At 40.1% G+C, this 24,947-nt stretch carries 24 protein-coding genes; 10 read left to right on the top strand and 14 right to left on the bottom strand.

Annotation, left to right across the window (positions count from 1 at the left end; all coding sequences use genetic code 11):
• Positions 1 to 204: 204 nt before the first annotated feature.
• The 5 genes from FTV37_RS15010 to FTV37_RS14995 all read right to left on the bottom strand — a co-directional run bounded on the left by FTV37_RS15010 (position 205) and on the right by FTV37_RS14995 (position 6,625).
• Positions 205 to 1,848: a TonB-dependent receptor gene (locus tag FTV37_RS15010; RefSeq protein WP_257224357.1), complete on the bottom strand. Its 1,644-nt coding sequence runs from the start codon at positions 1,846 to 1,848 to the stop codon at positions 205 to 207.
• Between the two features lie 25 nt (positions 1,849 to 1,873).
• Positions 1,874 to 2,335 carry a Plug domain-containing protein gene (locus tag FTV37_RS17945; protein ID WP_257224356.1) on the bottom strand — a complete coding sequence of 154 codons (462 nt, stop codon included), beginning with the start codon at positions 2,333 to 2,335 and terminating at the stop codon, positions 1,874 to 1,876.
• Between the two features lie 370 nt (positions 2,336 to 2,705).
• On the bottom strand, positions 2,706 to 3,968 hold the full coding sequence (locus FTV37_RS15005; RefSeq protein WP_257224358.1) for a DcaP family trimeric outer membrane transporter: 1,263 nt from the start codon (positions 3,966 to 3,968) through the stop codon (positions 2,706 to 2,708).
• A gap of 177 nt (positions 3,969 to 4,145) precedes the next feature.
• Positions 4,146 to 5,519, bottom strand: coding sequence for an MFS transporter (locus FTV37_RS15000; RefSeq protein ID WP_180004495.1), 1,374 nt, complete (start codon positions 5,517 to 5,519; stop codon positions 4,146 to 4,148).
• Between the two features lie 191 nt (positions 5,520 to 5,710).
• Positions 5,711 to 6,625, bottom strand: a complete 915-nt coding sequence (locus tag FTV37_RS14995) for a LysR family transcriptional regulator (RefSeq protein WP_180022865.1) — start codon at positions 6,623 to 6,625, stop codon at positions 5,711 to 5,713.
• Positions 6,626 to 6,905: 280 nt separating this feature from the next.
• Between FTV37_RS14995 and catA the strand changes: the two genes are divergently transcribed.
• The 6 genes from catA to benE all read left to right on the top strand — a co-directional run bounded on the left by catA (position 6,906) and on the right by benE (position 13,014).
• A complete protein-coding gene (catA, locus tag FTV37_RS14990; protein ID WP_078193335.1) occupies positions 6,906 to 7,826 on the top strand; it encodes a catechol 1,2-dioxygenase in 921 nt (306 codons plus the stop codon).
• An 85-nt stretch (positions 7,827 to 7,911) separates the two neighbouring features.
• A complete protein-coding gene (gene benA, locus FTV37_RS14985; RefSeq protein WP_180027181.1) occupies positions 7,912 to 9,309 on the top strand; it encodes a benzoate 1,2-dioxygenase large subunit in 1,398 nt (465 codons plus the stop codon).
• Positions 9,306 to 9,815 (top strand): benzoate 1,2-dioxygenase small subunit, encoded by a 510-nt coding sequence (benB, locus tag FTV37_RS14980; RefSeq protein ID WP_168379612.1) that lies wholly within the window; start codon positions 9,306 to 9,308, stop codon positions 9,813 to 9,815. The genes benA and benB overlap by 4 nt, the downstream gene beginning before the upstream one ends.
• A gap of 94 nt (positions 9,816 to 9,909) precedes the next feature.
• On the top strand, positions 9,910 to 10,926 hold the full coding sequence (gene benC, locus FTV37_RS14975; protein ID WP_078190731.1) for a benzoate 1,2-dioxygenase electron transfer component BenC: 1,017 nt from the start codon (positions 9,910 to 9,912) through the stop codon (positions 10,924 to 10,926).
• 14 nt (positions 10,927 to 10,940) lie between these two features.
• The gene (gene benD / locus FTV37_RS14970; protein ID WP_180064191.1) at positions 10,941 to 11,726 is read left to right on the top strand and encodes a benzoate diol dehydrogenase BenD; all 786 of its coding nucleotides are present in this window, start codon (positions 10,941 to 10,943) and stop codon (positions 11,724 to 11,726) included.
• A gap of 64 nt (positions 11,727 to 11,790) precedes the next feature.
• The gene (benE, locus tag FTV37_RS14965; protein WP_180027183.1) at positions 11,791 to 13,014 is read left to right on the top strand and encodes a benzoate/H(+) symporter BenE; all 1,224 of its coding nucleotides are present in this window, start codon (positions 11,791 to 11,793) and stop codon (positions 13,012 to 13,014) included.
• Between the two features lie 179 nt (positions 13,015 to 13,193).
• Here benE and FTV37_RS14960 read toward each other — a convergent pair whose 3' ends face one another.
• Positions 13,194 to 14,030, bottom strand: a complete 837-nt coding sequence (locus FTV37_RS14960) for an SDR family oxidoreductase (RefSeq protein WP_180035226.1) — start codon at positions 14,028 to 14,030, stop codon at positions 13,194 to 13,196.
• 524 nt (positions 14,031 to 14,554) lie between these two features.
• On the opposite strand from FTV37_RS14960, the gene FTV37_RS14955 reads away from it, so the two are divergent.
• Entirely contained in the window at positions 14,555 to 14,995 is a 441-nt protein-coding gene (locus tag FTV37_RS14955; RefSeq protein ID WP_168379617.1) for a DUF2147 domain-containing protein, read from the top strand.
• A gap of 85 nt (positions 14,996 to 15,080) precedes the next feature.
• Here FTV37_RS14955 and FTV37_RS14950 read toward each other — a convergent pair whose 3' ends face one another.
• Positions 15,081 to 16,136 carry an aromatic ring-hydroxylating dioxygenase subunit alpha gene (locus FTV37_RS14950; RefSeq protein WP_078193340.1) on the bottom strand — a complete coding sequence of 352 codons (1,056 nt, stop codon included), beginning with the start codon at positions 16,134 to 16,136 and terminating at the stop codon, positions 15,081 to 15,083.
• A 248-nt stretch (positions 16,137 to 16,384) separates the two neighbouring features.
• Between FTV37_RS14950 and FTV37_RS14945 the strand changes: the two genes are divergently transcribed.
• Complete coding sequence (locus tag FTV37_RS14945; protein ID WP_180059846.1) at positions 16,385 to 17,314, top strand: LysR family transcriptional regulator; 930 nt, start codon at positions 16,385 to 16,387, stop codon at positions 17,312 to 17,314.
• Positions 17,315 to 17,418: 104 nt separating this feature from the next.
• Here the strand turns inward: FTV37_RS14945 and hpxO are convergent, their stop codons facing one another.
• On the bottom strand, positions 17,419 to 18,576 hold the full coding sequence (hpxO, locus tag FTV37_RS14940) for an FAD-dependent urate hydroxylase HpxO (RefSeq protein WP_180050824.1): 1,158 nt from the start codon (positions 18,574 to 18,576) through the stop codon (positions 17,419 to 17,421).
• Positions 18,577 to 18,784: 208 nt separating this feature from the next.
• Here hpxO and alc point away from each other — a divergent pair, with 208 nt between their 5' ends.
• Both alc and FTV37_RS14930 read left to right on the top strand, forming a co-directional pair.
• Positions 18,785 to 19,792, top strand: coding sequence for an allantoicase (gene alc / locus FTV37_RS14935; RefSeq protein WP_180064190.1), 1,008 nt, complete (start codon positions 18,785 to 18,787; stop codon positions 19,790 to 19,792).
• 91 nt (positions 19,793 to 19,883) lie between these two features.
• A complete protein-coding gene (locus FTV37_RS14930; protein ID WP_180064189.1) occupies positions 19,884 to 20,384 on the top strand; it encodes an ureidoglycolate lyase in 501 nt (166 codons plus the stop codon).
• 204 nt (positions 20,385 to 20,588) lie between these two features.
• Here FTV37_RS14930 and FTV37_RS14925 read toward each other — a convergent pair whose 3' ends face one another.
• From FTV37_RS14925 to FTV37_RS14900, 6 genes are all read right to left on the bottom strand, one after another.
• Complete coding sequence (locus tag FTV37_RS14925; protein ID WP_180064188.1) at positions 20,589 to 21,968, bottom strand: nucleobase:cation symporter-2 family protein; 1,380 nt, start codon at positions 21,966 to 21,968, stop codon at positions 20,589 to 20,591.
• Positions 21,969 to 21,998: 30 nt separating this feature from the next.
• Complete coding sequence (gene uraH, locus FTV37_RS14920; RefSeq protein WP_180008130.1) at positions 21,999 to 22,319, bottom strand: hydroxyisourate hydrolase; 321 nt, start codon at positions 22,317 to 22,319, stop codon at positions 21,999 to 22,001.
• A complete protein-coding gene (gene uraD, locus FTV37_RS14915) occupies positions 22,316 to 22,819 on the bottom strand; it encodes a 2-oxo-4-hydroxy-4-carboxy-5-ureidoimidazoline decarboxylase (protein ID WP_180064187.1) in 504 nt (167 codons plus the stop codon). The genes uraH and uraD overlap by 4 nt, the downstream gene beginning before the upstream one ends.
• A gap of 143 nt (positions 22,820 to 22,962) precedes the next feature.
• Positions 22,963 to 23,925, bottom strand: a complete 963-nt coding sequence (gene puuE / locus FTV37_RS14910; RefSeq protein ID WP_180050816.1) for an allantoinase PuuE — start codon at positions 23,923 to 23,925, stop codon at positions 22,963 to 22,965.
• A 97-nt stretch (positions 23,926 to 24,022) separates the two neighbouring features.
• Entirely contained in the window at positions 24,023 to 24,589 is a 567-nt protein-coding gene (locus FTV37_RS14905) for a hypothetical protein (RefSeq protein ID WP_180022852.1), read from the bottom strand.
• Between the two features lie 179 nt (positions 24,590 to 24,768).
• Positions 24,769 to 24,947: transposase (locus FTV37_RS14900; RefSeq protein WP_180003507.1), on the bottom strand; the 179-nt coding region annotated here is incomplete at its 5' end.

Here is a 24,947-nt window from a genome sequence, read left to right as displayed (position 1 = left end):
ATGAAATACGGTATTCTGATGTGACAAAACCTGAATCCTTTATAGTTGAAGTCTTTGTTAGCACTTACATTTTAACTATTTTGGACTCAGGTTTTTTATTTAAGTCAAACTATGGGACAGCAGTGGCTGATTGGCTCCCTTTTTTATTTTTAAATCCGCAGAATAAGGCTTTTTAAGGGATCACTGTATTTGAATACAAGATGCTTAATTAAAATGATACGTCAGTCCTGCATATACCGCCCGACCTTCACCCGGTGTTAAACGAGCAGGATCTTTGCCGGCATCGTTATAACCCGGTGTGACGGTAGATGCATATTTTTTATTAGCTATATTTCTGAAATCCAACCACGCCATATACTGTTTTTGCGGTTGTATATAACCGAACGATGCTCCCCAAATTTGCCAATCTTTTGTATAGACACTATTGGCATAGTCAGTTGCGACCTTTGCGGCATAAAGTGTATTGACCGCAGCATAAAAGCCTAAAGGATGTTCGTATTTAAGTTCAGCCTGATAGATATGTTTAGGTATTCCTGCAAGCTCATTTTTTCCAAATACCGCATCATTTTTATAGTGAAAATCATTCAAGGTATAGGCTTGTTTTAGTTGAACTTGTCCATATGTATCATTTTGCCAAAGTGAACTGTTTAAACCGACTTCAATCCCTTGATGGATGGTGTCTGAAGCATTTGATTCAGCAATAATCTTTTTAGGCTCTGATTGGATTTCAACGGCCAATAGTTCATTTTTAACCTGTGAATAGTAATATGCAATATTCCACTCACCCAGTGCATGTTGACCACGCCCACCTAGTTCAAGAGTATTCGCTGTCTGACTATTCAAATGAATCGGAGCATTTTGGCGTCCCGTCGCTGCGCCACTTTCGTCGGGGAACTTTTGATCCGAACCCCAAATTAAAGCCCAAGGATGTGGTGCTTCTAAGCTTCGACTGACATTGGCAAAGAGCTGTGTTTCAGGTTGGATTTGATATCGAAAACCTAGCGATGGCAGGACATTCCATTCACGAATATTTTCTTTATGACTTTGCACAGGCCATGTCACTTCACTTTCACGATGGGTGTACGCCAAGGCGACACGACTATCGAGCCAAAACTGTGGGTGTAGTGCCAAGGCATTGGCATAATGTAAAACATAGTCACCACCTTGGTAGGTATAATGCCGCGTTTCTGTATCCGCAGCATAGGCGCCTTGCGCTACACGCAAGCGTTCAACGACCTGACCATCTGGCAAATGCGTGGTACTACGAAAACCTAAAGTATTTTGGCTTTCATGCCCCCATAGCGTTCGGTCAAATTGGTAGTTAAATAAGGTACTGATATCATCATAGTCAACATCGGTACTATACAAACCTTCTTGCAAATCCATCGGATAATGATGATAGGCCAGACCCAACTGTAAGCGATCACCGGAGTCCAAAGTCATATTGGTTTTATTCGCCAACCAAAGACTTCCCGGCTGCGGGCGATTGTTATTTAGTGAGATATTTAGGGGGATTGCTTGTTTTGGATTTTGTTCAATCTGTTGTTGGGTTAGACGTCCCGGCGTTTGGTGTTCAGTCTCTCGGTAACGCAGATAAAAACGTGTATCTAGGTTTGGATTTATTTGATATCCCACATTGGCCGATATACCTTTACTCTGGCTTGAAGCATGATCTTGAAAACCGTCATCATCACTTTGCGTTAAGGAAAGATAATAGTCTAAGTCTCCAATTTGTTGTCCTGAATTGATTTCACTTTTTTGATAACCGTGGCTACCCATTTCATGGTGCACTGACAATTTAGCTGCATTTTTTCCAGTTGGGCTAGCATAGTTAATTAGACCACCCAAGCTTAATGCACCACGTGTTAAACCATTAGCCCCCCCGTAAAACCTCTATATGGTCTACCCACAGCGGCTCAAACAGTTCATAAGGTGTTCCTCCTGGCCCTGTAAATGGCAAATCATCTAAGGTTACATACAACCCTGAAGCATGCGCCCCCGGTGCGCGATTGATCCCCGAGCCACGTATCGACAGTTTCACCCCTTCATTTCCTGAAGATGCCGCGTATATCCCCGGTTGATTTTTAAATAAATCAGCATTTGTTCGCTTGGGTACATCTTGAATGTCTGCTGCAACGATCGCATTGGTTGCACCATTTACTTTGGTCAGTGCTTTTTTTATTTGTTCATCCATTGAACTTTGTTCAACGTTGATGGTGATTTCAGGTAATACATTGCTATCTGCAACACTATATTGTGCCATTGCAGTAAGCATCATCAGGCTTAAAAGCTTAAGTGACGTGTTGTTATATTTGGAAAATTGAGGGACATCCATGATTGCGTCTTCTAAGTGAAACGAAATTGACGGCAAGGATTGTAGTGTGTTTTATCGTCATGTATGTATCAAAATATTTCAAAATTCATGATTTTTATCAATATCCTTCTCCGTATTTTTATATTCAAATGATTTGTTAAATGAAATAAAACAGATAATTATATTTTTTAGTCAAAAAATAAAAGTTTCTATATAAGATTAAAAGCCCTCAATCGGAGAAGATCAAGGGCTAGTATGAATTTAGAGCACGCATTGAAAGTTTTTCGGAAAATTAAATGTCAAAACCTGAACATACTTCCAATCCCGCTCTCGTTAAATTGATATTGAAATTTCTAAGGCAATTTAAATTAAACAATTCTCTGTAACGGCATTAGAAGTTGTACATCACGACCGCATTGATTCGGTTATCTTCACCCTTAGTACTGCCATTTGGTGCGGCGCCAAAAGCTTCACGTTCACCATAGACATACTCCAGACCTAAACTAATCGGCTTAACAGGGCTGTAAAATACATTTGCCCATGCTTGCCACAAGTTTTTATTGGCCTTGGTTTTATCGACTAATGAGTTGACATAATCTGCATTGTTATCTGCTTTCATATAACCATAGCCCAATGTTCCGCGCCATTGTGCTGAAATTTGTTGAGTTAAACCTACTGTAATCGAGTCAAATTCATTGGTGGCGATGATGTCTTTATCCGCATTAGTGACAAAACCTTGGTTGGTCCATGACACAAAACTACTGTCGCCTTTGACATGGTAATAATCCGCTTTGAGCACTGTTTTATCCGTCAAATCTAGTTTTGCGCCCAGACCAAGCCCCCATGCGGTTTCTGTATCCGTATCCGTTTTCTTTTCAGCACCCATCGCACGTGCGCTCAACGTCAGCGTATCTATCATTTTATAATTTAAACGCGCAGTTAATGCAGGCAAACGCATATTTGAGCTGTCATCTTTAGAATCTTCAGCTGCGAGCACGAGATTTGTCTCAGGACTAAATTTGTGACTATAGCGAACTTGCGGTGTACGTTTAACAGCACCACCGACATAGCCCAATGCATCAATGGTTTCAGGCATATAATCAGGTACAGCAAAGTTAGACCATGTTTGCCCCACCAACCAATTGCCATAGGTTAAATAGGCATGACGAATACGTAGTCCATCATTTGCACCCAAAAAGTCGACTTCAATTTTACCGCCTACATCTCCCACTTGAGTCGGCGTTTTAAAGTCTAGGCCTAAACGTGTGGCAGCAAGTGTTGCTTTTAAACGATCTGAACTTTCAGCATTCCCTTCTATCGGAACACTATTCATTTGGTTATACAGGCGAGATAAGCTGCCGCCTTCTGCCTGATAAGATGCATCTGCTCGCACATTGCCATACAAGCTAAACTCAGCGCCCGATTTGGTATTTAAACTCAGGCTCGGTGTTTGAGTCGGTTTTTGATTCTGCGCAGCAACTACAGACCCTTGTTTTACGTCTTTGATTTCACTCGACAAAGTGTTTTGCTGTTGAACATATTGCTGCATCATGGCTTTTAACGCTTTGACTTCTTCACGCAACTGCTCAACTTCAGCTTCGCTGACTGCCGCATGTGTCCACATGGGGAACACGGCTGCACAAGCCAGTATCATCGGTTTAATTTTAAAGGTTTTTTTGACTAAATTTAGCTTTTGAGTTTTCATCCTGACCTCGATTTGGGCAATGCCCTTTCCTTATTTTTTGTCACAATTTCCCACTAGCCCTCATGCTGTGCATCAGGGCCTGGAAACTTAAAATTTTGGGGTAATGTTAAATCTTTAAATATCGGCTTAATTCGCTGGATTTTTGATAGCTTGCGTATTGAGTTTTGGCGATTGACCTTGAGTAGATGCCTCTACAGACGCTTGCAAATTCACCATAAAGATCGCCAATGCAGCAATAACACCGGGAATGGCTATCACCAAGAAGTTCATTTGATGCGGCAAATTCATGGTTAACAGTGCCCCTGTAAGCACAGGTCCAACGATTGCACCAATTCGTCCAATACCCGATGCCCAGCCCATACCTGTAGAACGTACCGTGGTTGGGTAGTATTGTGCGACAAAGGTATAAAGTAGGATTTGCGAACCGATGGTAGCTGCGCCTGCTACAGCAATTAAGGTATACAGAACCATTTGCGGACTGTTAAAGCCCAGTAAGATTAAAGCCAATGCGCCACACATGAACATGATGCTTAGTACTTTCTTGATATGGAATCGGTCTGCCAAAGCACCACCACCAATAGCACCTACCATTCCACCAATATTCAGTGCAAAGAGGAAAATCATACTTGCACCTAGCGAATAGCCAGCTTGAATCATCAATTTTGGTAACCAACTTCCAAGTGCATAAACCATCAATAAGCACATGAAAAATGCAATCCAGAACATAAACGTACTGAAACTACGGCCTTGTTGAAATAATGCTTTTAACGGAGCTTTGTCTTCTTCAGAAACCTCATTGAGTACAAATTGAGTATCTGTTGTGAGGACTTGTTCAGGGGCAATTTTTGAGACAATCGTTCGAGTCGTATCTGTTTGATGCTTTGAAGTTAAATACATCAATGATTCAGGGAGGAATTTCCAGATTAAAGGCAGTGCAAGACATGGAATAATCGCAATATAAAACATGATTTTCCAGCCATATACAGGCACTAACCAAGCACCCAATAACGCTGAAGCCATACCACCAATGGCATAACCACTAAACATTAGTGCAACCAAGGTGCTGCGTATACGTTTTGGCGCGTATTCTGTCATTAATGCCACAACGTTCGGCATAACACCACCGATGCCTAGACCGGCAAGAAAGCGTAAAATACCAAACTCAACTGGAGTACTTGCAAAAGCACCGCAGAAGGTAAAACCACTAAAAATACCGACGCAGATCATAATGGTTTTTTTACGACCAATTTTATCGGACAGTGTGCCAAAACACATGGCACCGAACATCATGCCAAATAAAGCCGTACTTGCCAGTAAGCCGGCTTGTACCGCAGATAATGACCATTCTTGCATCAACAACGGTAAGGCAACACCATAGATCACCAAGTCATAACCGTCAAAAATAATAATCAAAAGACACCAAATTAAAACACCCCAATGAAATGGCGTAAATTTGGCTTCATCAACCAAGGTATTAATATTAATTTTCTGGTTTTGCATAGCCCACCTCCTAATTGTGAAGCTTGTAAAATTCGCTTTTCACAATGAATAAGTCGGTGCTTAATGTCCAAAACCGATTAGGCATGTTTGTATACCTAAAAAGTTGAATACAAATTAATCCCTTGATTCCGCTTTATTTAAATAGATCATTTCATATGTGCAGTTCATCTGAACGTCTAGCGACAGCATACTCAAAACACAGCACGATCATAAGGAATCGCTTCTAAATCATATACTTGATAAACACTATCAAATAAACCACGAATATCTTCGCTTTCATCCATATTACGTACAGCCATAAATACTGGGCTAATCGCGGCTTCATCTAAGATAGGAACAAAGGTTAAATGTGTTAATTGCACACTTTGGGCACTCATTGGAGTGATACAAACCCCTTCGTTCGCTGCAACAAAGCCTAGAGCCAGTTGTAATTCACGTACTTCGCGTACTTTTTTAGGTTCCAAACCATACTCTGAAAATATGCCACGCACTTGGGTCGAAAAGTTTGGTTTGTTGTGATTTGGGTAAAAAATCAATTGTTGATCGATCAGATCTGCAAGATAGACTCCTTCCTTTTTTTGTGCCAAAGGATGACTAGCGTGTAAGGCAACTACTAAGCGTTCTTCACGCAGTAAAACCCGTTTAATTGCAGGGTCTGAAATACGTAAACGCCCAAAGCCGACATCTATACGGCCTTCTTTTAATGCTTTGATTTGTTCAGTGGTGGCCATTTCCTCCATTTCTATTTTTAAATGTGGATGTTGTTGTTTGAATAAATACAAAATATTCGAGAGTAAACCAAACAATAAAGAGCTCACAAAACCGATTGTCACTGTTCTTTCGGTCAAACCGATTCGTTTCGTCATCGATTTAATTTCTTCTGCATTAGACAAAAGTTTTAAAGCATGATGATAAAAAAATTGGCCTGCTTCTGTGGTCTTAAGCGGTCGGCTACCGCGTTCAAATAACTGAATTCCAAGCTCATGTTCCAAATTTTGAATCTGCCGACTCAAAGGTGGTTGAGCTATATATAGTTTTTCTGCCGCTTTGGTAAAACTCTGCTCTTCAACCACTGCGACAAAGTATCTTAAGTGTCTTAGTTCCATGGTTATCGATACCTATTAAGTATAATAAAATGCAAATTTGATCTTCGACGTGAAGATTTTATTCTTTTAAGGTATATCACATAGACAGGATTAAGCAAATTTAATCCCATCCAACAGATCAAAAACATCGTGCAGCCCATACCTGAAAGAAACTTCAGCTGCTACACGAAACAACTTAAAAAGTATTGTTAGACAACCAAACAAGGAACGTGGCAGCCAAAGACCTCTTTTATCGAGTGATAGCCACCCATACTTAAATGCATACTTAAGGAGATATAGTATGAACCGTCAAGAGATTGATGTTCTGGTTAAACAAATGAACGTAGATACAGCAACAGGGCCTGTTGACCAACGTGTACAACAAGTTGTGGTCCGTTTATTGGGTGATTTATTCCAAGCGATTGAAGATCTAGATATTACTCAAACTGAACTATGGAAAGGTCTAGAGTATTTTACAGATGCGGGTCAAGCGAACGAATTAGGTCTTTTAGCCGCTGGTTTAGGTTTAGAGCACTATCTAGATTTACGTGCCGATGAAGCTGATGCGAAAGCAGGTATTACAGGTGGTACACCACGTACCATTGAAGGCCCTTTATATGTGGCTGGCGCACCTGAATCAGTGGGCTTTGCTCGTATGGATGATGGTACGGAAACCGATAAAATTCCAACTCTGTTTATTGAAGGTACAGTAACAGATACCGAAGGCAACATCATTGAAGGCGCTAAAGTTGAAATTTGGCATGCCAACAGCCTAGGTAACTATTCTTTCTTTGATAAGTCTCAATCTGACTTCAACCTTCGCCGTACGATTCTTTCTGACCAAGACGGTAAATATGTTGCACAAACTACGATGCCCGTTGGTTATGGCTGTCCTCCAGAAGGCACAACTCAATTTGTTTTAGACAAATTAGGCCGTCATGGTAACCGTCCATCACATGTTCATTATTTTATCTCTGCACCGGGTTACCGCAAGCTAACTACTCAATTCAACATCGAAGGTGATAAATACCTTTGGGACGACTTTGCCTTTGCAACACGTGATGGTCTAGTGGCAACTGCCGTTGATATCACAGACGAAGCTGAAATTGCACGTCGTGGTCTAAACCAACCGTTTAAACACATTAGCTTTAATGTTGAGTTAGTTAAAGAACAAGCTGCTGCACCAAATACTGAAGTTGATCGTCGACGCGCTAGCGCTTAATTACTCACTCAAAGGAAGCCGAGCTGTCTCATCCAAGTTTGACAACTCGGCGACTATCCCCTCATTGGACAGTCGGAGAATGGACATGCCACGTATTCCTGTAATTAACACTAGCCATCTAGATCGTATTGATGAACTTCTTGTCGATAATTTTGACACTGGTGAATTTAAACTGCACCGCTCAGTATTTACCGATCAAGCGTTATTTGATCTTGAAATGAAATACATTTTTGAAGGTAACTGGGTGTATTTGGCACATGAAAGCCAAATTCCAAATAACAATGATTATTACACGACTCATATCGGTCGCCAGCCGATCATCATTGCACGTAACCGTAATGGTGAACTGAATGCCATGATCAATGCCTGCTCACATCGTGGCGCACAGTTATGTCGTTATAAAAAAGGCAACAAAGCGACGTATACATGTCCATTCCATGGTTGGACCTTTAATAACTCAGGTAAATTACTCAAAGTTAAAGACCCTGCCGAAGCGGGTTATTCAGATTGCTTTAACCAAAATGGTTCACATGACTTGAAAAAAGTCGCGCGCTTTGAAAGTTATAAAGGCTTTTTATTTGGTAGCTTAAATCCTGATGTGCCAAGCCTTGAAGAATTCTTAGGTGAAACCACCAAAATTATCGACATGATCGAAGGTCAGTCGGAAAACGGTTTGGAAGTTTTACGTGGTTCATCTACCTATACCTATGAAGGTAACTGGAAACTGACAGCTGAAAATGGCGCAGATGGCTATCACGTATCAGCCGTGCATTGGAACTATGCAGCGACCACTCAGCACCGTAAAGAAGCACAAGCGGCAGATAATATTCGTGCCATGAGTGCGGGTTCTTGGGGCAAGCAAGGCGGTGGTTCTTATGGTTTTGACAGTGGTCACATGTTGTTGTGGACACAATGGGCTAACCCAGAAGACCGGCCAAACTTTAGCAAAGCCGATGAATATACCGAAAAATTCGGCGCACCGATGTCGAAATGGATGATCGAGCGTTCACGTAACCTATGTCTTTATCCAAACGTCTATTTGATGGATCAATTCGGTTCACAAATTCGAGTTTTACGCCCGATTTCTGTCAATAAAACTGAAGTCACCATTTACTGTATCGCCCCTGTCGGTGAAGAGCCAGAAGCACGTACACGTCGTATTCGTCAATATGAAGACTTCTTTAATGCTTCAGGCATGGCAACACCTGACGATTTAGAAGAATTCCGTGCCTGCCAAGCAGGTTATGCAGGGATTGAACTGGAATGGAACGACATGTGCCGTGGTTCAAAACACTGGATTCATGGACCGGATGATGCAGCCAATGAAATTGGATTAAAACCGCTATTAAGTGGCATCAAAACGGAAGATGAAGGTCTTTACCTTGCTCAGCATCAATATTGGTTAAAAACCATGAAACATGCCATCGCTGAAGAAAAAGAACTAGCTGAACAAGTCGCAAATGAACAAGGAGATGTCGCATGAATGCAACTGCACATTTAGACAGCGTAAGCATTGAAGCTGTATCTCAGTTCCTCTACCGTGAAGCGCGTTTTTTAGATGATGAACAGTGGGATGAATGGCTAGCGTGCTATGCCCCAACTGCATCATTTTGGATGCCAGCTTGGGATGACGACGACCGCCTAACGGAAGATCCACAGTCTGAGATTTCTTTGATTTATTATCCAGACCGTCAAGGTTTAGAAGACCGTGTCTTCCGCATTAAAACTGAGCGTTCATCTGCCACGATGCCGGATACACGAACTAGCCACAACATTAATAACGTAGAGATTGTTGAACGTGATGGCGACAAAGTCACGGTGCGTTTTAACTGGAACACCTTAAGTTTCCGCTACAAAACCAACTATAGCTACTTTGGCATGTCACGTTATGAAATTGATTTTTCAGGTGAGCAGCCAAAAATCCTCAGCAAATATGTTGTTCTGAAAAACGATTATATCAACCAAGTTATTGATATTTATCACCTCTAAAAGCTTATTTCACTAAGCAAGGTTTTACTTTCAGCCAGAAGGATATTTGGCTGAAAGGACACGTTATACCAGATTTTCAAAAGGATATTCAGCCATGTCAAACCATAATGTTGCACTTCAATTTGAAGATGGCGTTACTCGTTTTATTAGTGTTGCTCAAGGTGAAACCCTATCCGACGCAGCCTATCGTCAAAAAATCAATATCCCTCTAGATTGCCGTGATGGCGCATGCGGGACATGCCGTGCATTTTGTGAGTCGGGTACTTACGACATGCCTGAAGAATCTTATATCGAAGATGCTTTAACCCCCGAAGAAGCTGAGCAAGGTTATATTTTAGCTTGCCAATGTCGTCCAAGTTCAGATGCTGTTTTCCAAATCAGTGCATCATCTGACGTGTGTAAAACTGAAATTCATGAGTTTCAAGGCACATTGTCTCGTGTTGAAAATATGTCGGATTCTACGATTACCTTTGATATTCAACTGGATGAAGGTCAACCTGACATTAACTTCTTGGCAGGTCAATACGTCAATGTCGGCATTCCGGGGACTGAAGAAACTCGTTCGTATTCGTTTAGTTCAAAGCCGGGCAATCGTTTAACAGGCTTCGTGGTTCGTAATGTCCCTGAAGGCAAAATGAGTACCTTCCTGAGTGCCGATGCGAAAGCCGGCGACAAAATGACCTTCAAAGGACCTTTTGGTAGTTTTTATCTGCGTAATGTTGTCCGCCCTGTGGTCATGCTTGCAGGTGGTACAGGTATTGCGCCGTTTATGTCCATGTTACAAGTGCTTGAAGAAAAAGGTTCTGAACAACCTGTTCGTCTTGTATTTGGCGTAACCAATGACTTTGACATCGTGGCAAAAGACAAGCTCGATGAATTACAAAGCAAACTCCCGTGGTTCGAATACCGTACTGTGGTCGCTCACCCTGAGTCACAGCATGAACGTAAAGGCTATGTAACCAGTCATGTTGAAAAAGATTGGTTAAACAACGGCGATGTAGATATTTACCTCTGTGGTCCTGTACCGATGGTCGAAGCGGTACGTGGCTGGTTAGATACCGAAGGCGTTAAACCTGCAAACTTTTTGTTTGAAAAATTCTCAGCGAATTAAGGGAGAATAGTTTAATGTCAGAACAAGCCAGATTTAGCAATAAAGTTGTCATCGTAACCGGTGCCGCTCAAGGTATCGGTCGTGGAGTTGCACTCCAAGTGGCCCGAGAAGGCGCTCAAGTGGTATTGGCAGATCTCTCAGATTTTGTTGAAGAGACGCTGAACGATATTCAAGCCCATAATGGCGATGCCATTATTGTTAAAGCCAATCTTGAAACATTTGCAGGCGCTCAAGCAGTTGCTGCTCAAGCCATTGAAAAATATGGCCGAATTGATATTTTAATCAATAACGTTGGCGGTGCGATTTGGATGAAGCCCTTCCAAGAATTTTCAGAAGAAGAAATCATTAAGGAAGTTAATCGTTCATTATTTCCAACCCTCTGGTGCTGCCGAGCCGTGTTACCTGAAATGATTCAAAATCAGCAAGGGACAATTGTAAATGTATCTTCTATTGCAACCCGTGGTATTAACCGTGTGCCATATTCAGCGTCAAAAGGTGGGGTTAATGGCTTAACCGCTGCTCTCGCTTTTGAACATGCCAAAGATGGTATTCGAGTCAATGCCGTAGCCACAGGTGGCACAGAAGCCCCACCACGAAAAGTACCAAGAAATACCAATCCATTGTCAGATCATGAAAAACAATGGATGCAAGACGTGGTCGATCAAACCATTGACCGTACATTCTTAGGACGCTATGGCACAATTCAGGAACAAGTGAATGCCATCTTATTTTTGGCATCCGATGATTCATCTTATATGACAGGAACAGTCGTCCCTGTTGGTGGTGGAGATCAAGGTTAAACGCTATACCGTCATTGGTTTAATTCAACAGGCTCATTGACATAGTCGCATGGAGGCAAAAGCGATGGCACCCCTGTTAAAAACATTAAAAGAAGATTGGTCGATCTCAGCGACGGTTGCAGGATTTTTAGCCGTGCTGATTTCATATTCAGGCCCACTGATTATTTTTTTCCAAGCCGCACAAAAAGCTCAAGTTTCCCCAGCCATGATGATTTCATGGATTTGGGGGATTTCTATTGGTGCTGCGCTGGCGGGTATTTATCTCTCTATTAAATATAAAACCCCGGTGATTACCGCGTGGTCAGCGCCCGGTACAGCCCTTTTAGTCACCCTATTTCCGAATATTTCACTGAATGAAGCCATAGCAGCTTATATCACGTCCGCTATTGTTATTTTCTTGATTGGCATCACTGGCTATTTTGACAAACTCTTAAAATGGATTCCTCAAGATGTCGCTGCGGGAATGATGGCAGGTATTTTATTTCAGTTTGGACTTGGGCTGTTCACTGCGACAGATAGTATGCCGATCATTGTCTTTGGCATGTTATTGGTCTTTCTCATATCGAAAAGACTTTCGCCACGCTACGCGATGATTTGGGTCTTACTGACTGGTGTCATCCTGAGTTTTACATTAGGAAAAATTAATCCTGTTGATGTGAATTTTCAACTCGCTATACCGCAGTTTATTGCTCCAGTTTGGACTTGGAACTCGACTTTAAATTTGGCGATTCCCTTAATTTTAGTCAGTCTGAGTGGTCAATTCCTTCCGGGGATGGCGATCATGAAACTAAGTGGATATGACACGCCAGCTAAGCCCATTATCACTGCGACCAGTATTGCCTCGCTCGCTGTCGCATGTGTCGGCGGCATTACCATTGTTTTAGCGTCAATTACCGCAGCCATGTGTATGGGCAAAGATGCACATGAATTAAAAGAAAAACGTTATATAGCCGGTATTGCCAATGGTATTTTTTATATTTTAGGCGGCTTATTTGCAGGCAGTATTGTCATGTTATTTAGCCTATTACCTAAAGAGTTAGTCGCCGCACTTGCAGGTTTAGCGTTATTAGGTGCGATTGGAACAAACATGTCCGTTGCGATGAAAAATGAGGCCAACCGTGATGCGGCGCTAATCACTTTTTTAGCGACAGCCTCAGGTATGCATTTTTTAGGGCTAAGCTCAGTATTTTGGGGGATTTGTATCGGTGTCGCTGCACATGTCATTTTGACCAAACGAGTAGCCACACAAGCACCGATGACAACGACTCAAGATTCTAAAAGTTCATAATGTCCAAACGCATTGCCAATACAAAGAAGATGGAACACTACATCTTCTTTGTTTAATCGAAAACTCAATTTTTTGATTTTCTTGTCATTTAAACTTAAAAATTCAATATTCGAAATTAAGAGCTCTATAGGATAAAAAAGGGATCATGTTGCATCATCCCTTTTTTACTTATCTTTGAATTATTTACGTTTTTTCTTACCACTAAGTAGATCTATGGCTTGGGCATAACGTGTAGGTGCAATTCGCTGAATTAAATCAATAATTTTGGCATCATTACCAATTAAAACTCGACGTTTATTCTGCTTTACCGCATCTAAAATGACTTTTGCTGCGACTTCAGGCGGTGTTTTTAGCACTTTATTAAATGCTTTGGTTGCCCTATCTGGGTTCATCCCTAACGCACGAATACTGTCACTCATACGCGCGCTATTTGCAATATTGGTTCGAATCCCACCCGGATGCACGCAAGTTGCGCTGACTCCAGCATTTTCCAAGTCTAATTCTTGGCGTAAAGATTCAGTAAAACCTCGTACCGCAAACTTCGTTGCATTATAGGCACTTTGAGTCGGTTGAGCCGTCAAACCAAATAAGCTGGAAATATTAACTATATGTCCATCGCCACTTTGTTTTAAATACGGTAAAAATGCTTTTGTCCCATATACCACGCCCCAGAAATTAATATTCATAATCCACTCAATTTCATCATAATGCATACCTTCTACAGTACTGGCTAACGCGACACCTGCATTATTAAAGATCAAATTGACCTGGCCAAATTCAGCTTGGGTTGCAGCCGCCCATTGCTCTACAGCGGCACGATCAGACACATCTAATTGGGTCTGAATTATTTTCACACCGGTGTGCTTAATCATTTCAGCCGTTTGTGCAAGACCGTCGAGGTTGCGATCACTTAATGCTAGATGCGCACCTGATTGAGCCAGTTGAATGGCTAACTGCTGCCCAATACCTGAACCTGCTCCAGTAATGGCTGCGACTTTGTTGTTAAAATTTTTCATTGTTATTCCTATACACACTTAATCTCGTTCAGTGAACAAGCTGCATTTTCATATTATTCATAACACAAGCTTAACGAGAACTGATCTATGAATGAAATGATTTTATTTAATTGTAAAATATGAATGCTATACATAGCTCTTTAGCGTTATTGCTTCAAATCAAATTAATGTAATTCAACATGATTAGAGCAAAAATTGAAAACTTAAATGAGCCTTTTAGCTCCGGCTTTTTTTGGGATTGTAGCTCTAAATTTTTCAGCTCAAACAGCGTTTGATATTTATAAAAGTGATACAAATCCCAAATGTTATAAACAAAGCTCAACATTTATTCTATTTTTCTACACGATCCAGATTCTACATATTCAAAATCAGTATATAAAATCCACAATATATACTTATTTTTTTGTGAATATAGCCCTTGAAGACAACAAGGCTGATGCTTTGTAATTTTCCAAGTCTTGTGTATCCACCCTTTGGAAGATCAGGGATGCACATCTCTTACTATGTTCAATAGAGGTTCTAAAATGATAAAAACAACTCTTAGCCTAATCGGTTTGTCACTGGTGTCTAGCTTAGCTTTGGCTGCTGATCCATTGCATGGTACTAAATGGAAAACCATCGATGACCAAACCAAAAAACCTTTATCTGTAGTTCAATTTAATGAAACATCAAAGGGCGTTTTATCTGCAAAAATCGTTGATGTACTCACCCCGGGTGAAGCAGAAAACTGCCAAAAATGTGTAGGTAAATTCCACAATAAACCACTACTCGGTGTGCAAATCGTGAATGGTTTGAAAAATACCGGTAAAAATACCTATGACGGCGGTAAAATTACTGACCCGAAAAATGGTAAAACCTATAGTTTCAATGCCAAAATGTCGAATGACGGCAAGACCTTGAATGGTCGTGGCTATATTGGTGTATCTGCGCTTGGACGCAGCCAAACATGGATACGTGTAAACTAATCCTTTATGTACAAAGTCAAAAGCGGCTCGATTGAGTCGCTTTTTTTGTATGAAAACCAAGAATGAAATTATTCGAAAATAAAAATTAAACGGTATAACGTTTGCTTAGCCCCCATTCGGCTAATATTCGACGATAGGTTGTCGATGAGCGATCTGCTTCGAAATGCGCCTCCATACTGATATCCAGTGGCAATTCCTCTGGTTTTTGACTTTCCACCATGTCCTGATCTTCAGCAAAAATTTGTGCATTAAAATCATAGACCGCTTGTAAATCGCCAGTGGTATCAAAATTTCGAGTTAAAGGCACAAATAAACGGGTTTTATTATGCGATACAGGACAACAGGCATTTAATATTTTTAACACTCCATTTTCAGGAAAATCGATGGTTAAAATTGCAGAAAATGGCGGATAGACATCAAACGTTCTTTTCCATAAAAAATCTTCTGGCGCTAAATGTTGTAAACCATGCGGATAATTACTCACATCACTAAGATATTCTGTATGTAGTCCATAGTCCGTACGTACTGTGGAATATTTTTGTACTTTAGGATTTTCACGGTCTGCAAAGCTCTCATGATGCACCCATGCGAAATGTGCAACATCAATAAAGCCTTCGAGCTGGCGCCCACTTGAACCACCAATATCTACATAAGGTGGCAATATAGATTGGTGCTGCTCGGTATCCCACGTGTCTAAATCTGGAAAATTGGCCGTAGATTCGTCTCTGTTAAATAAACTGGTCCACACCAATCCATATTTCAATACGACTGGAAATTTAGTTAATGAAAAACGCTCTGAAATTTGTGTCAACTCAGGCTGTGCAGGAATTTTTACACACTTTCCTGCGCCGTTATAATGTAAACCATGGTATGGACAAATGATGTCTTCACCCTTGACCCAGCCTTTGGTTAATGGCACCCCTCGATGTGGACAGATATCACGAACTAAATGAATTTTTCCACTTTCAGTTTGATATAACGCCATTTTTACATCGAGTAATTGCACTTGTTGCGGTTCAGTCGAAACATCTTCTACACGTGCAACGGGATACCAATGCTGCGCCAAAATATTCCAGTCGTTGGCATCAAATGTACTGCACTGAGGTTGGGTAAATAAATTGAGTACTGGAATGGCATTCATAGTTCATCTCGAAATTTTCAATATTTCTTTAGCATTTAGCACTATTTAAATTTTGCTAAATCCTTATTTTCTAAGTCGAAATTAAAATCTAAACACATTTCTGTCTATTAGAATGATTTGCATAGATTGTTCTGTTTTTTAGAACAATAAGCATTGATCTCTGCACGATTTGATAAAGCTGGCATGAATATCGCTTAAAATGCATAACATTATAATTCGCTAATCACGCGATAGAGATTGAAGCTTGTATGTCGATTACCTTTTCTAGATTTTCTGAATATTTTATGGCGGTTGCACGGACTGGAAGTCTGCGCAAAGCTGCTGAACAACTTTTTATTTCAGTCTCAGCAGTACATCGGCAAATCGTTTTGGCAGAGGAAGAACTGGGGGTTGCCCTATTTGAACGATTACCTCAGGGCTTAAAACTGACGCTCGCGGGTGAATTACTGTATGCCGATTTATTAAAATGGCAAAAAGAATATCAACTGACACGAACTCGATTTGATGAAATCCAAGGTTTAAACCGAGGAAACATTGAAATGGGTTTTATTGCGGCTTTGAATGATAGCTTTGTTGTCGACTGTATTCAAAAGATGGCTGAAACTTATCCGTGGATCAACCTCAACATCAGCATGAATAGCAGTGAAGATATTTCCAGAAAAATCGTTGATGCAGAATTAGATTTTGGCATTATTTTAAATCCTAAAAGCCATAGCCAATTAGAGATTTTATCCTTTATAGAAATTCCGTTGGGCTTTGTGATGTCGCCGCATCATACCCTGGGTGGAATGGATAAAATTTATCTTTCAGATACGTTAAATGAACGGCATATTTTGCCGAGTGATCCACTCATTATTAGTGAATATGTACAGACTTTATATAAACATCATAAGTTTAGTCCGATTCAAAAGATCGAATGTAATGACATTAGAATGATACTGTCATTGATTCAACAACAATTAGGCATCAGTTTGATGTCATATATGGATGCTTTGCCATTGCTTGAGAATAATAAGATTATTTTTAAACCGATCCGTGAAAAAGGTTTGCACAGTTTGACCATTGCTTTATGTGTCGCATCGAAGCGCCAAACTTCTCGAATTTCTCAGATCATGATTAATCATTTGGTGGAAAAAATGGAAGAAATTAAAATCAATTTAAAATCCATGACCCCCTAAAACCAATATTTTGGCGTTGTAATAGCAAATAATTATTTAAAAAAAAGCCAGTGCGAATAACCCGTACTGGCTGTTGAAAGCTAAAGTTTTATTAGTTTATTTTTTTAATCCAATGGATTGCCTACAATATTACTAATGATGCCTTTCATAATATGATTGCCTTGTTCTTTACGCAGTTCTGCATACCATTCGCGCGTCACACTTTCATCTTTCATATGCGTCACATCACAACGTTTACGCGCTCGCAGAACCAATTCATTAGCACGTTCATTACGTTTATTTTGATAACGACGCAATGAATCTTGTAAGCCCAAAGTATTGATTTGCAAAGAACGAGCTAAATAAATTGCATCTTCCATTGCTTGGCAACCACCTTGTCCAATATCAGGCGTTGTGCTGTGTGCTGCATCACCCACAATCACCACGCGACCTTTGTAGAAATCTGCAAAAGGTTCAATATCATGAATTTCTACCCGATTGGTTTTTTGGGCATCTACGGCATCAATCAACTTTTGAACCGGTTCACACCAACCTTTAAAGTATTCTTTAAATAAGGCCTTATATTGTGTGCGGTCATTTTCTAAGCCTGCTGCTAAAGGGACATCAAAGAAGAAATAGAATCGGTTGTCGGCAACGGGCATCAGCGAAACACGTTTACCTTCTCCTACAAATGTCGTCCATTGATCTGCCGCAGCAAATTCTTCTGAAATGTCGACTAAACCATTCCAATTGACGTAACCTGCATAGCGGCGCTCAACTTGTTCCCCCAATACATACGCCCGTGTCAATGAATGTGTACCATCGGCGCCAACCAATAAATCAGCCAGAACCTCACTTCCGTCAGCAAAACGCGTGATCACTTGATCGTCTTGTTCTGAGAAGCTCACCATTTTTTTGCCTAGATGAATATTCTCACGACCAAATTCATCCATAAGCATATTTTGTAAGTCAGCACGTGAAACGGGATAAGGTCGCTGTCCAACTTCTTCGATTAAAGGAAACAGACTAAACTGCGTCATAACATCGCCCGTTAAGCCATCAATATAGGCTAAGTGATCCATCTTGCCACCGAGCTTTTCGACTTGTTCGGTTAGCCCCAAATAGTTCAAACATTTGACACCGTTAGACCATAAAGAAATAGCGGCTCCAACAGGTAAAATTTGTTCTGCCTGTTCATAGATGGTTACTTGGTGTCCAAATTTTTTCAAAGCGATCCCTGTCGTTAGGCCCGCCATACCTGCACCAATAATTGTAATGTCCATCTATAACTCCCCTGTGTTTTTTTAAATATCTTTCTCCTAAAAAGCGAAAAGCATGCCATTTTTTCAAACAAGCAATAAAAAATTCTAAAGTTGGCACACGCTGTGCTTCTAAACACGTGTAAATGCTTGTTTTTATCAAATGTTAAATTTTTAACACTGAAAACAAAATGCATATGTTTTAAATGAAAATAGTGAATGGATTTTATATATGGCGACTTTACTCGCACCAAGTTTTGATATTCCTGCACAATTACAGACACTTACAAATTTAGCAGATGACCGTATTGGTGCAAAAATACTTGAATGTTCAGATGATTTTTTTGCAGAAGCAAAACGCATGTTGCAATTTAATGGACCAATCTTTGTCGAAGATAAATTTGATGATCATGGCAAATGGATGGATGGTTGGGAAACGCGTCGTAAACGCCATGCAGGTTATGATTGGGCAATTATCCAACTCGGTGTCGCTGGTCGAATTCAAGCCTTAGATATTGATACAACATTCTTTACAGGGAATTATCCAGCTTCCGCATCAGTTGAAGCCTGCTTTGCTCCGAATGGCGAGCTAGCACAGGCAGCATGGGTTAATATCTTAGGCAATACCGTATTGGGCCCGAGCCAACACCATATATTGGACGTCTCAAATGATCAGGTTTTTACCCATGTACGTTTAAATATATATCCAGACGGTGGTATTGCACGATTTAAAGTCTATGGTGAAGTTCAGGTTCAAATTCAAGACGGTACGAGCACATTAGACCTCGTTGCGCTAGAAAATGGTGGACGTGTTATTGCTTATAGTGATGCTCATTTTGGACATCCACGAAACTTAATTAACCCTGGCCGTGGCATCAATATGGGAGATGGTTGGGAAACTAAACGTCGCCGTGCACCAGGTTTTGACTGGTGTATTTTGTCTTTGGGTCAATCTGGTGCAATAGAGAAAATTGATATTGATACTGCCCATTTTAAAGGCAACTTCCCTGCGCAGGTTTCTATACAAGCGATCTATGTAGAAGATGCCACTGACCCACAACTGATTCCGCAAAGTATGTTCTGGCCTTTTTTACTCGATGCACAAGACATGCAGATGGATCATATTCATAGCTTTGTCAGTGAGATTTTAAAGCATGAAAAAATATCGCATATCCGCATCAATATGATTCCTGACGGGGGGATTAGTCGCATACGGTTATGGGGAAAAATACATCCTTAATTAAAAGTGTAAATAAAATAGGAAGCCTTCGTGCTTCCTATGTGTATGGTTTCAATTTTTTTTAATTAAATGCCCTATAAGATATCTAAACATGACACACAGCATAAAAATACAAGCTCTGAGTATTGAAGGCTTTGCACCTTTTGGAGAGGTCATTTGCACGACTGGACATGATTTTTTCCACATCAATGACGCACATACAGAGCGATACCATGCCCTCGTGGAAACAGAAATTTCAGGTGATGCGGTTGCTGGAATTAGCCTCTTTAGAAATATCAAAACCACTGAATTGCCTTTTACGATTTCGATGTTAGAGCGTCATCCCAACGGCTCGCAAGCTTTTATTCCAATGCAAGCACAGGCTTTTTTAGTGGTTGTTGCACCTGCGTTAGATGATCACAGTCCCGATCTTACACAGCTATGTGCTTTCATCACTGATGGTAGCCAAGGAGTCAATTATCGTGCAGGAACATGGCATCATCCTCTCCTAACACTCGAAGCACCGAGTAGCTTTGCCGTCATCGATCGTATTGGCGCTGGGCATAATTGTGATGTGTTCCAGTTCCCAATGCCTATTCACATTTCAAACTAATTGTTTATTTTTAGCTTAAATACTTAGAGTTCAATAGACTAAAAATCACTTAACAATTGTTAGTAAATACCTTATTTCATGTCTTGGTATTAATTTGTTTAAATATTACGCAATAAAAAGCCCTCAATTTAGAGGGCTTTTTTAAACTATAAAGTTTTTATTTTATGAATCATCGTGAGGTTTAAGACTTAAAATCTGCCATGATTAATGTTGCACATCTATCGCCATGCTTGGTTTTTTAACCTGATCTTTGCTCATAGTCACTTCTTTATTTTTAAATAAATTTAAATGATTGAATACAATATTTAAAATAATCGCCATCAAACAAGTTGAACTGATACCTGAATGAAAGAGTGTTTGCACCCATTTCGGGAAGTTTGCGTAGAACGAATGATCGATAATTGGAATCATCCCTGCTGCAATCGCAGTCGCAACAATGATGAGGTTCTTTTGCTCGTTATAGTCAATTTTCGCCAAGGTACGAATACCACTTGCCGCAACCGTTCCAAACAAAACTAAACCAGCACCACCTAATACAGGGACTGGAATCGCTGCAATCAGTCGCCCCATAATTGGTAGAACGCCTAATACAACTAAAATCATTCCACCCGCTGCGACAACAAAGCGACTTTTCACGCCTGTAATCGCTACTAAACCGACATTTTGTGCAAAAGCACTTTGCATGAATGAACCGAAAATTGGCGCTGCTGCACTAGATAGCATATCTGCACGTAAGCCATTGGTAATACGCTCAGCATCCACTTTAGTACCAACAATTTCCCCAACGGCAATAATGTCTGCCGTCGTTTCAGTCATAATGACTAAAGTCACGATCAGCATGGCAATAATGGCACTTAACTCAAAAGTTGGCATACCGAAAGCAAAGAAGCTTGGAAATTGAATCCAGTTACCATTTGCAACTTTAGAAAAATCGCCAAAGCCAAAGGCATAAGCGAGCACTGTACCAAAGACGATGGCTAACAAAATAGATAAACGTCGAATGGTTGCATTACGGGTTAAATTCAACGCAATCACAATACCCAAAGTTAAAAATGCCAAACTGATGTTCTCAGCACTTCCCCAGTCTGATGCTTTATTGTTCCCCCCCATCATCCAGCGTACCGCTACAGGAAGCAATGAAAGACCAATCACGGTGATCACACAGCCTGTCACAATCGGTGGGAAAAAACGAATAATTTTTGAAAAATAAGGTGCTAGGAAAAAGCCAATTAGGGATGCAACAATCACCGCGCCATAAACAGCAGAAAGCCCACCGCCTGCGGTTACTATGGCAATCATCGTCGCCACACCTGCAAATGAAACACCTTGTACTAAGGGTAATTTTGCACCGATATATTTCACACCTACGGTTTGTAGTATGGTCGCCAAGCCACCGACAAAAAGCGCCGCCGCAATCAATAAACCGATTTGCGCAGGTTCAAGTCCCGCGGCTGTACCAATAATCAATGGCGGAGCGATAATACCGCCATACATGGTTAATACATGCTGTAAACCATAGGCAAGGCTTTTCCCTGCGCCTAAATATTCATGTTCTGGTGAATCTGTTTTATCTTGTTCTGTCATTTTTATATCCCCTATTTTTTAACTTTGCTCTTAGCTGCCACGATACGTTGAATATGCAAATGGACTGATGAGTAAAGGAATATGAAAATGCTGCGAGGCATCTTTTACATAAAAATGAATCACAGCTTTTGGAAAAAAGGTTTCGGTATTTAACGTCTGAAAATATTCAGCAGTCGCAAATTCAAGGCTATACGCACCTGCTGTAAATTCCTTGAGTGCAAAATCATTAACGCGGCCATCAGCATTGGTTTGGGCTGAACCCAACAACTTACCTTCAGCATTAAATAATTGAATGCTGACGTTCGCTGCAGGTTTGCCTAGATTGGTGTCTAAAATATGTGAGCTAATCATGCGCTAAGCTCCTGTTTTAATCTTAATAAGGCAATTTCAGCCAGTTGATGATGGACAATTCTTTTTTCTGTTTCAGGATCATTCAATAATCGATATTTCAGCGCCTGTAGTACATCTTCACTACTGAGGCCTGAAGCTTTGATTAAAAAGAGATAACCGTACTTTTTCTCATACGCGATATTGCCTTTCAGCAATGCAAATTGAGTTTCTTCATCTGCTGAAATTTCAGACTGTTCTTGATTTGAAAATTGTTGTTCCAAACTACTTAATTCAGCCTGCGCCTTTTTTTCACCAATTCGTGGATGGTTATCCAAAGCATTTTTGATTTCATCCCAAGTCCAAGCATTTGCAGCTTTTACTGCTTGCTCTGTGATTTGCGTGACAGAGGTATAAGGACGCTGCGCTACAATATGTTCTGCCCAGCCTTCAATTTGCACACAGTGCTTTAAAAAAGTTTTTACATCTGCTTCGGATGCTTTATTAAATTCAACAAGTTGCACTATAAAATCGCCTAAAATTATTGAATGATTGTTCAAATTTAGTTTTGCAATATCAGTGCCAACCTAGGTCTATGATGTCAGTTACCTAAGTACAGGCCTAAAAAAAGAGGAGCTAAGCTCCTCTTTATCCGAATATTTTTTTATTAGACTGCATGATGTGTATACCAATGTTCCGCGATATCACCACGACGACAGATCCAGACTTTTTCATGTGATTGCACATAATCTAAGAATCGTTGTAGTGCTTTAAAACGGCCTGGTCGCCCTAAAATACGACAATGCATCCCAATCGATAACATTTTTGGCGCGCTTTCACCTTCTGCATATAGCACATCAAAAGCATCTTTAAGATATTGATAAAATTGTTCACCACTGTTGAAACCACCAGGCGAACAAAACTTCATATCATTGCTTTCGAGTGTATAAGGAATAATTAAATGTGGACGGGTTTGACCATTTTCATTTGTCAAACGACTCCAAAAAGGTAAATCATCACCATAGTGATCACAGTCATATTTAATTTGCGGAAATTCAGCCAATAGCTGACGTGTGTTGGGACTGTCACGCCCTGTGTACCAACCAATAGGCGTCTTTCCAAATAATGCTTCAAGCACACTAATTGCCTGATCCATGTGCTGACGTTCCAACTCTATCGGCATATCCTGATAATGTAACCAGCGTTGACCATGTGAAACGACATCATAATTGGTTTGTTTGATCGCATCGACAATATAAGGATTGCGTGCTAAAGCCATACCAACGCCAAAGACCGTCATGGGTAAATCACGTTTTTTAAATTCTTCATGAATCCGCCAAAAACCGGCTCTGGAGCCATATTCATACATCGAGTCCATCGACATATGTTTGGCAGGAAAACTGGCCGCTCCAATAATATCGGATAAGAATTGTTCTGATCCTGCATCCCCATGTTCGATGTGGTTTTCTCCACCTTCTTCATAGTTCAACACGAACTGCACTGCGATACGTGCCTGATTAGGCCATACGACTTGAGGTACATCGCCATGATATCCAATTAGGTCTCTGGAATAATCCTGTTGTTGGATCTGGTCAATTAAGTCTTGTCCACGTAAGTAGCCTGTAGTCACTTCAACTTCCTAATTTGTTATATCAAACAGTAAAAAAATTAGGTAGAAGCAAGCAAATTATGCGCCAATGTCATAGATGGCTAAATAGCTTTTCATATCAGAGACCATTACCTTTTTTTAAAATATTGAATGGTTGCCCTGAATCATCTGCAATGATTGAAATTTGCCAAATTTCATCTATTTCTGGAAAATTCTGATGCAGTTGATCAATGAAATAGTAATAACCCGGTGTATTTTCGGCAATATAAATGATTGTATTTGAACACAATATATAGAGCTGAATCTCATCAATGGTTCCAAGATCTTGGCGTACGACATCTATACTTTGAATATCTTTCCATAATATAGTTTTAGTGCTTATTTCAGGCCCAGTTATAGTGTATGTGAAACCATCATTAAAATATTCAAAATCACCTTTATCCTGTCTTAGAATTTCAAATTCGTTTGTTTTATTTTTTATATCTTGTTTTAAATCAATTGAATCTACAAACCAAATATGAGGATGACAAATTATTGCATTCCAAATAATAAAAATACAAAGTGTAAAAAACCATATATTAGCTGTAATTACTATCGTAAGCACTGCCAATATAAATAAGATAAAACCCAAATTTAGGTTTAAAAATAATATAGTTGAAGTTCTTATTGGTAGTTGTACTTTCATTGGCAACTGCTTGAATAAAATATTACCATCATTCAATTTTTCGTTATATTTAAAGTAAAAACAAATTGCCAGTATTAAGAATGACATTAAACTAATGAATGTAAAATGTTTTTCCCATATTTGCCAATTAGATAAAAAATATATAAAAATGACCATAAATATTAGATTTCTTTCATAAGTCATTTTTCACTCAGCTCCAAGTTATAAATTCCAGCAATTAGATTGAATCTTAATGCTAGTCTTTTGCCTCGATTGCGATATCGCTCAGCAAGAATTTTGAAGGTTTTCAAACTGCCAAATACATGCTCAATTCCAATTCTTCTTTTATTGATTTCCTGATTATAGATTTTTAGTTCGG

Source organism: Acinetobacter sp. YH16042, assembly GCF_013417245.1.
Taxonomy (GTDB): domain Bacteria; phylum Pseudomonadota; class Gammaproteobacteria; order Pseudomonadales; family Moraxellaceae; genus Acinetobacter; species Acinetobacter amyesii.
Note: the sequence above shows the minus strand (reverse complement) of the source record. Positions and strands in the feature narration are given on the sequence as shown.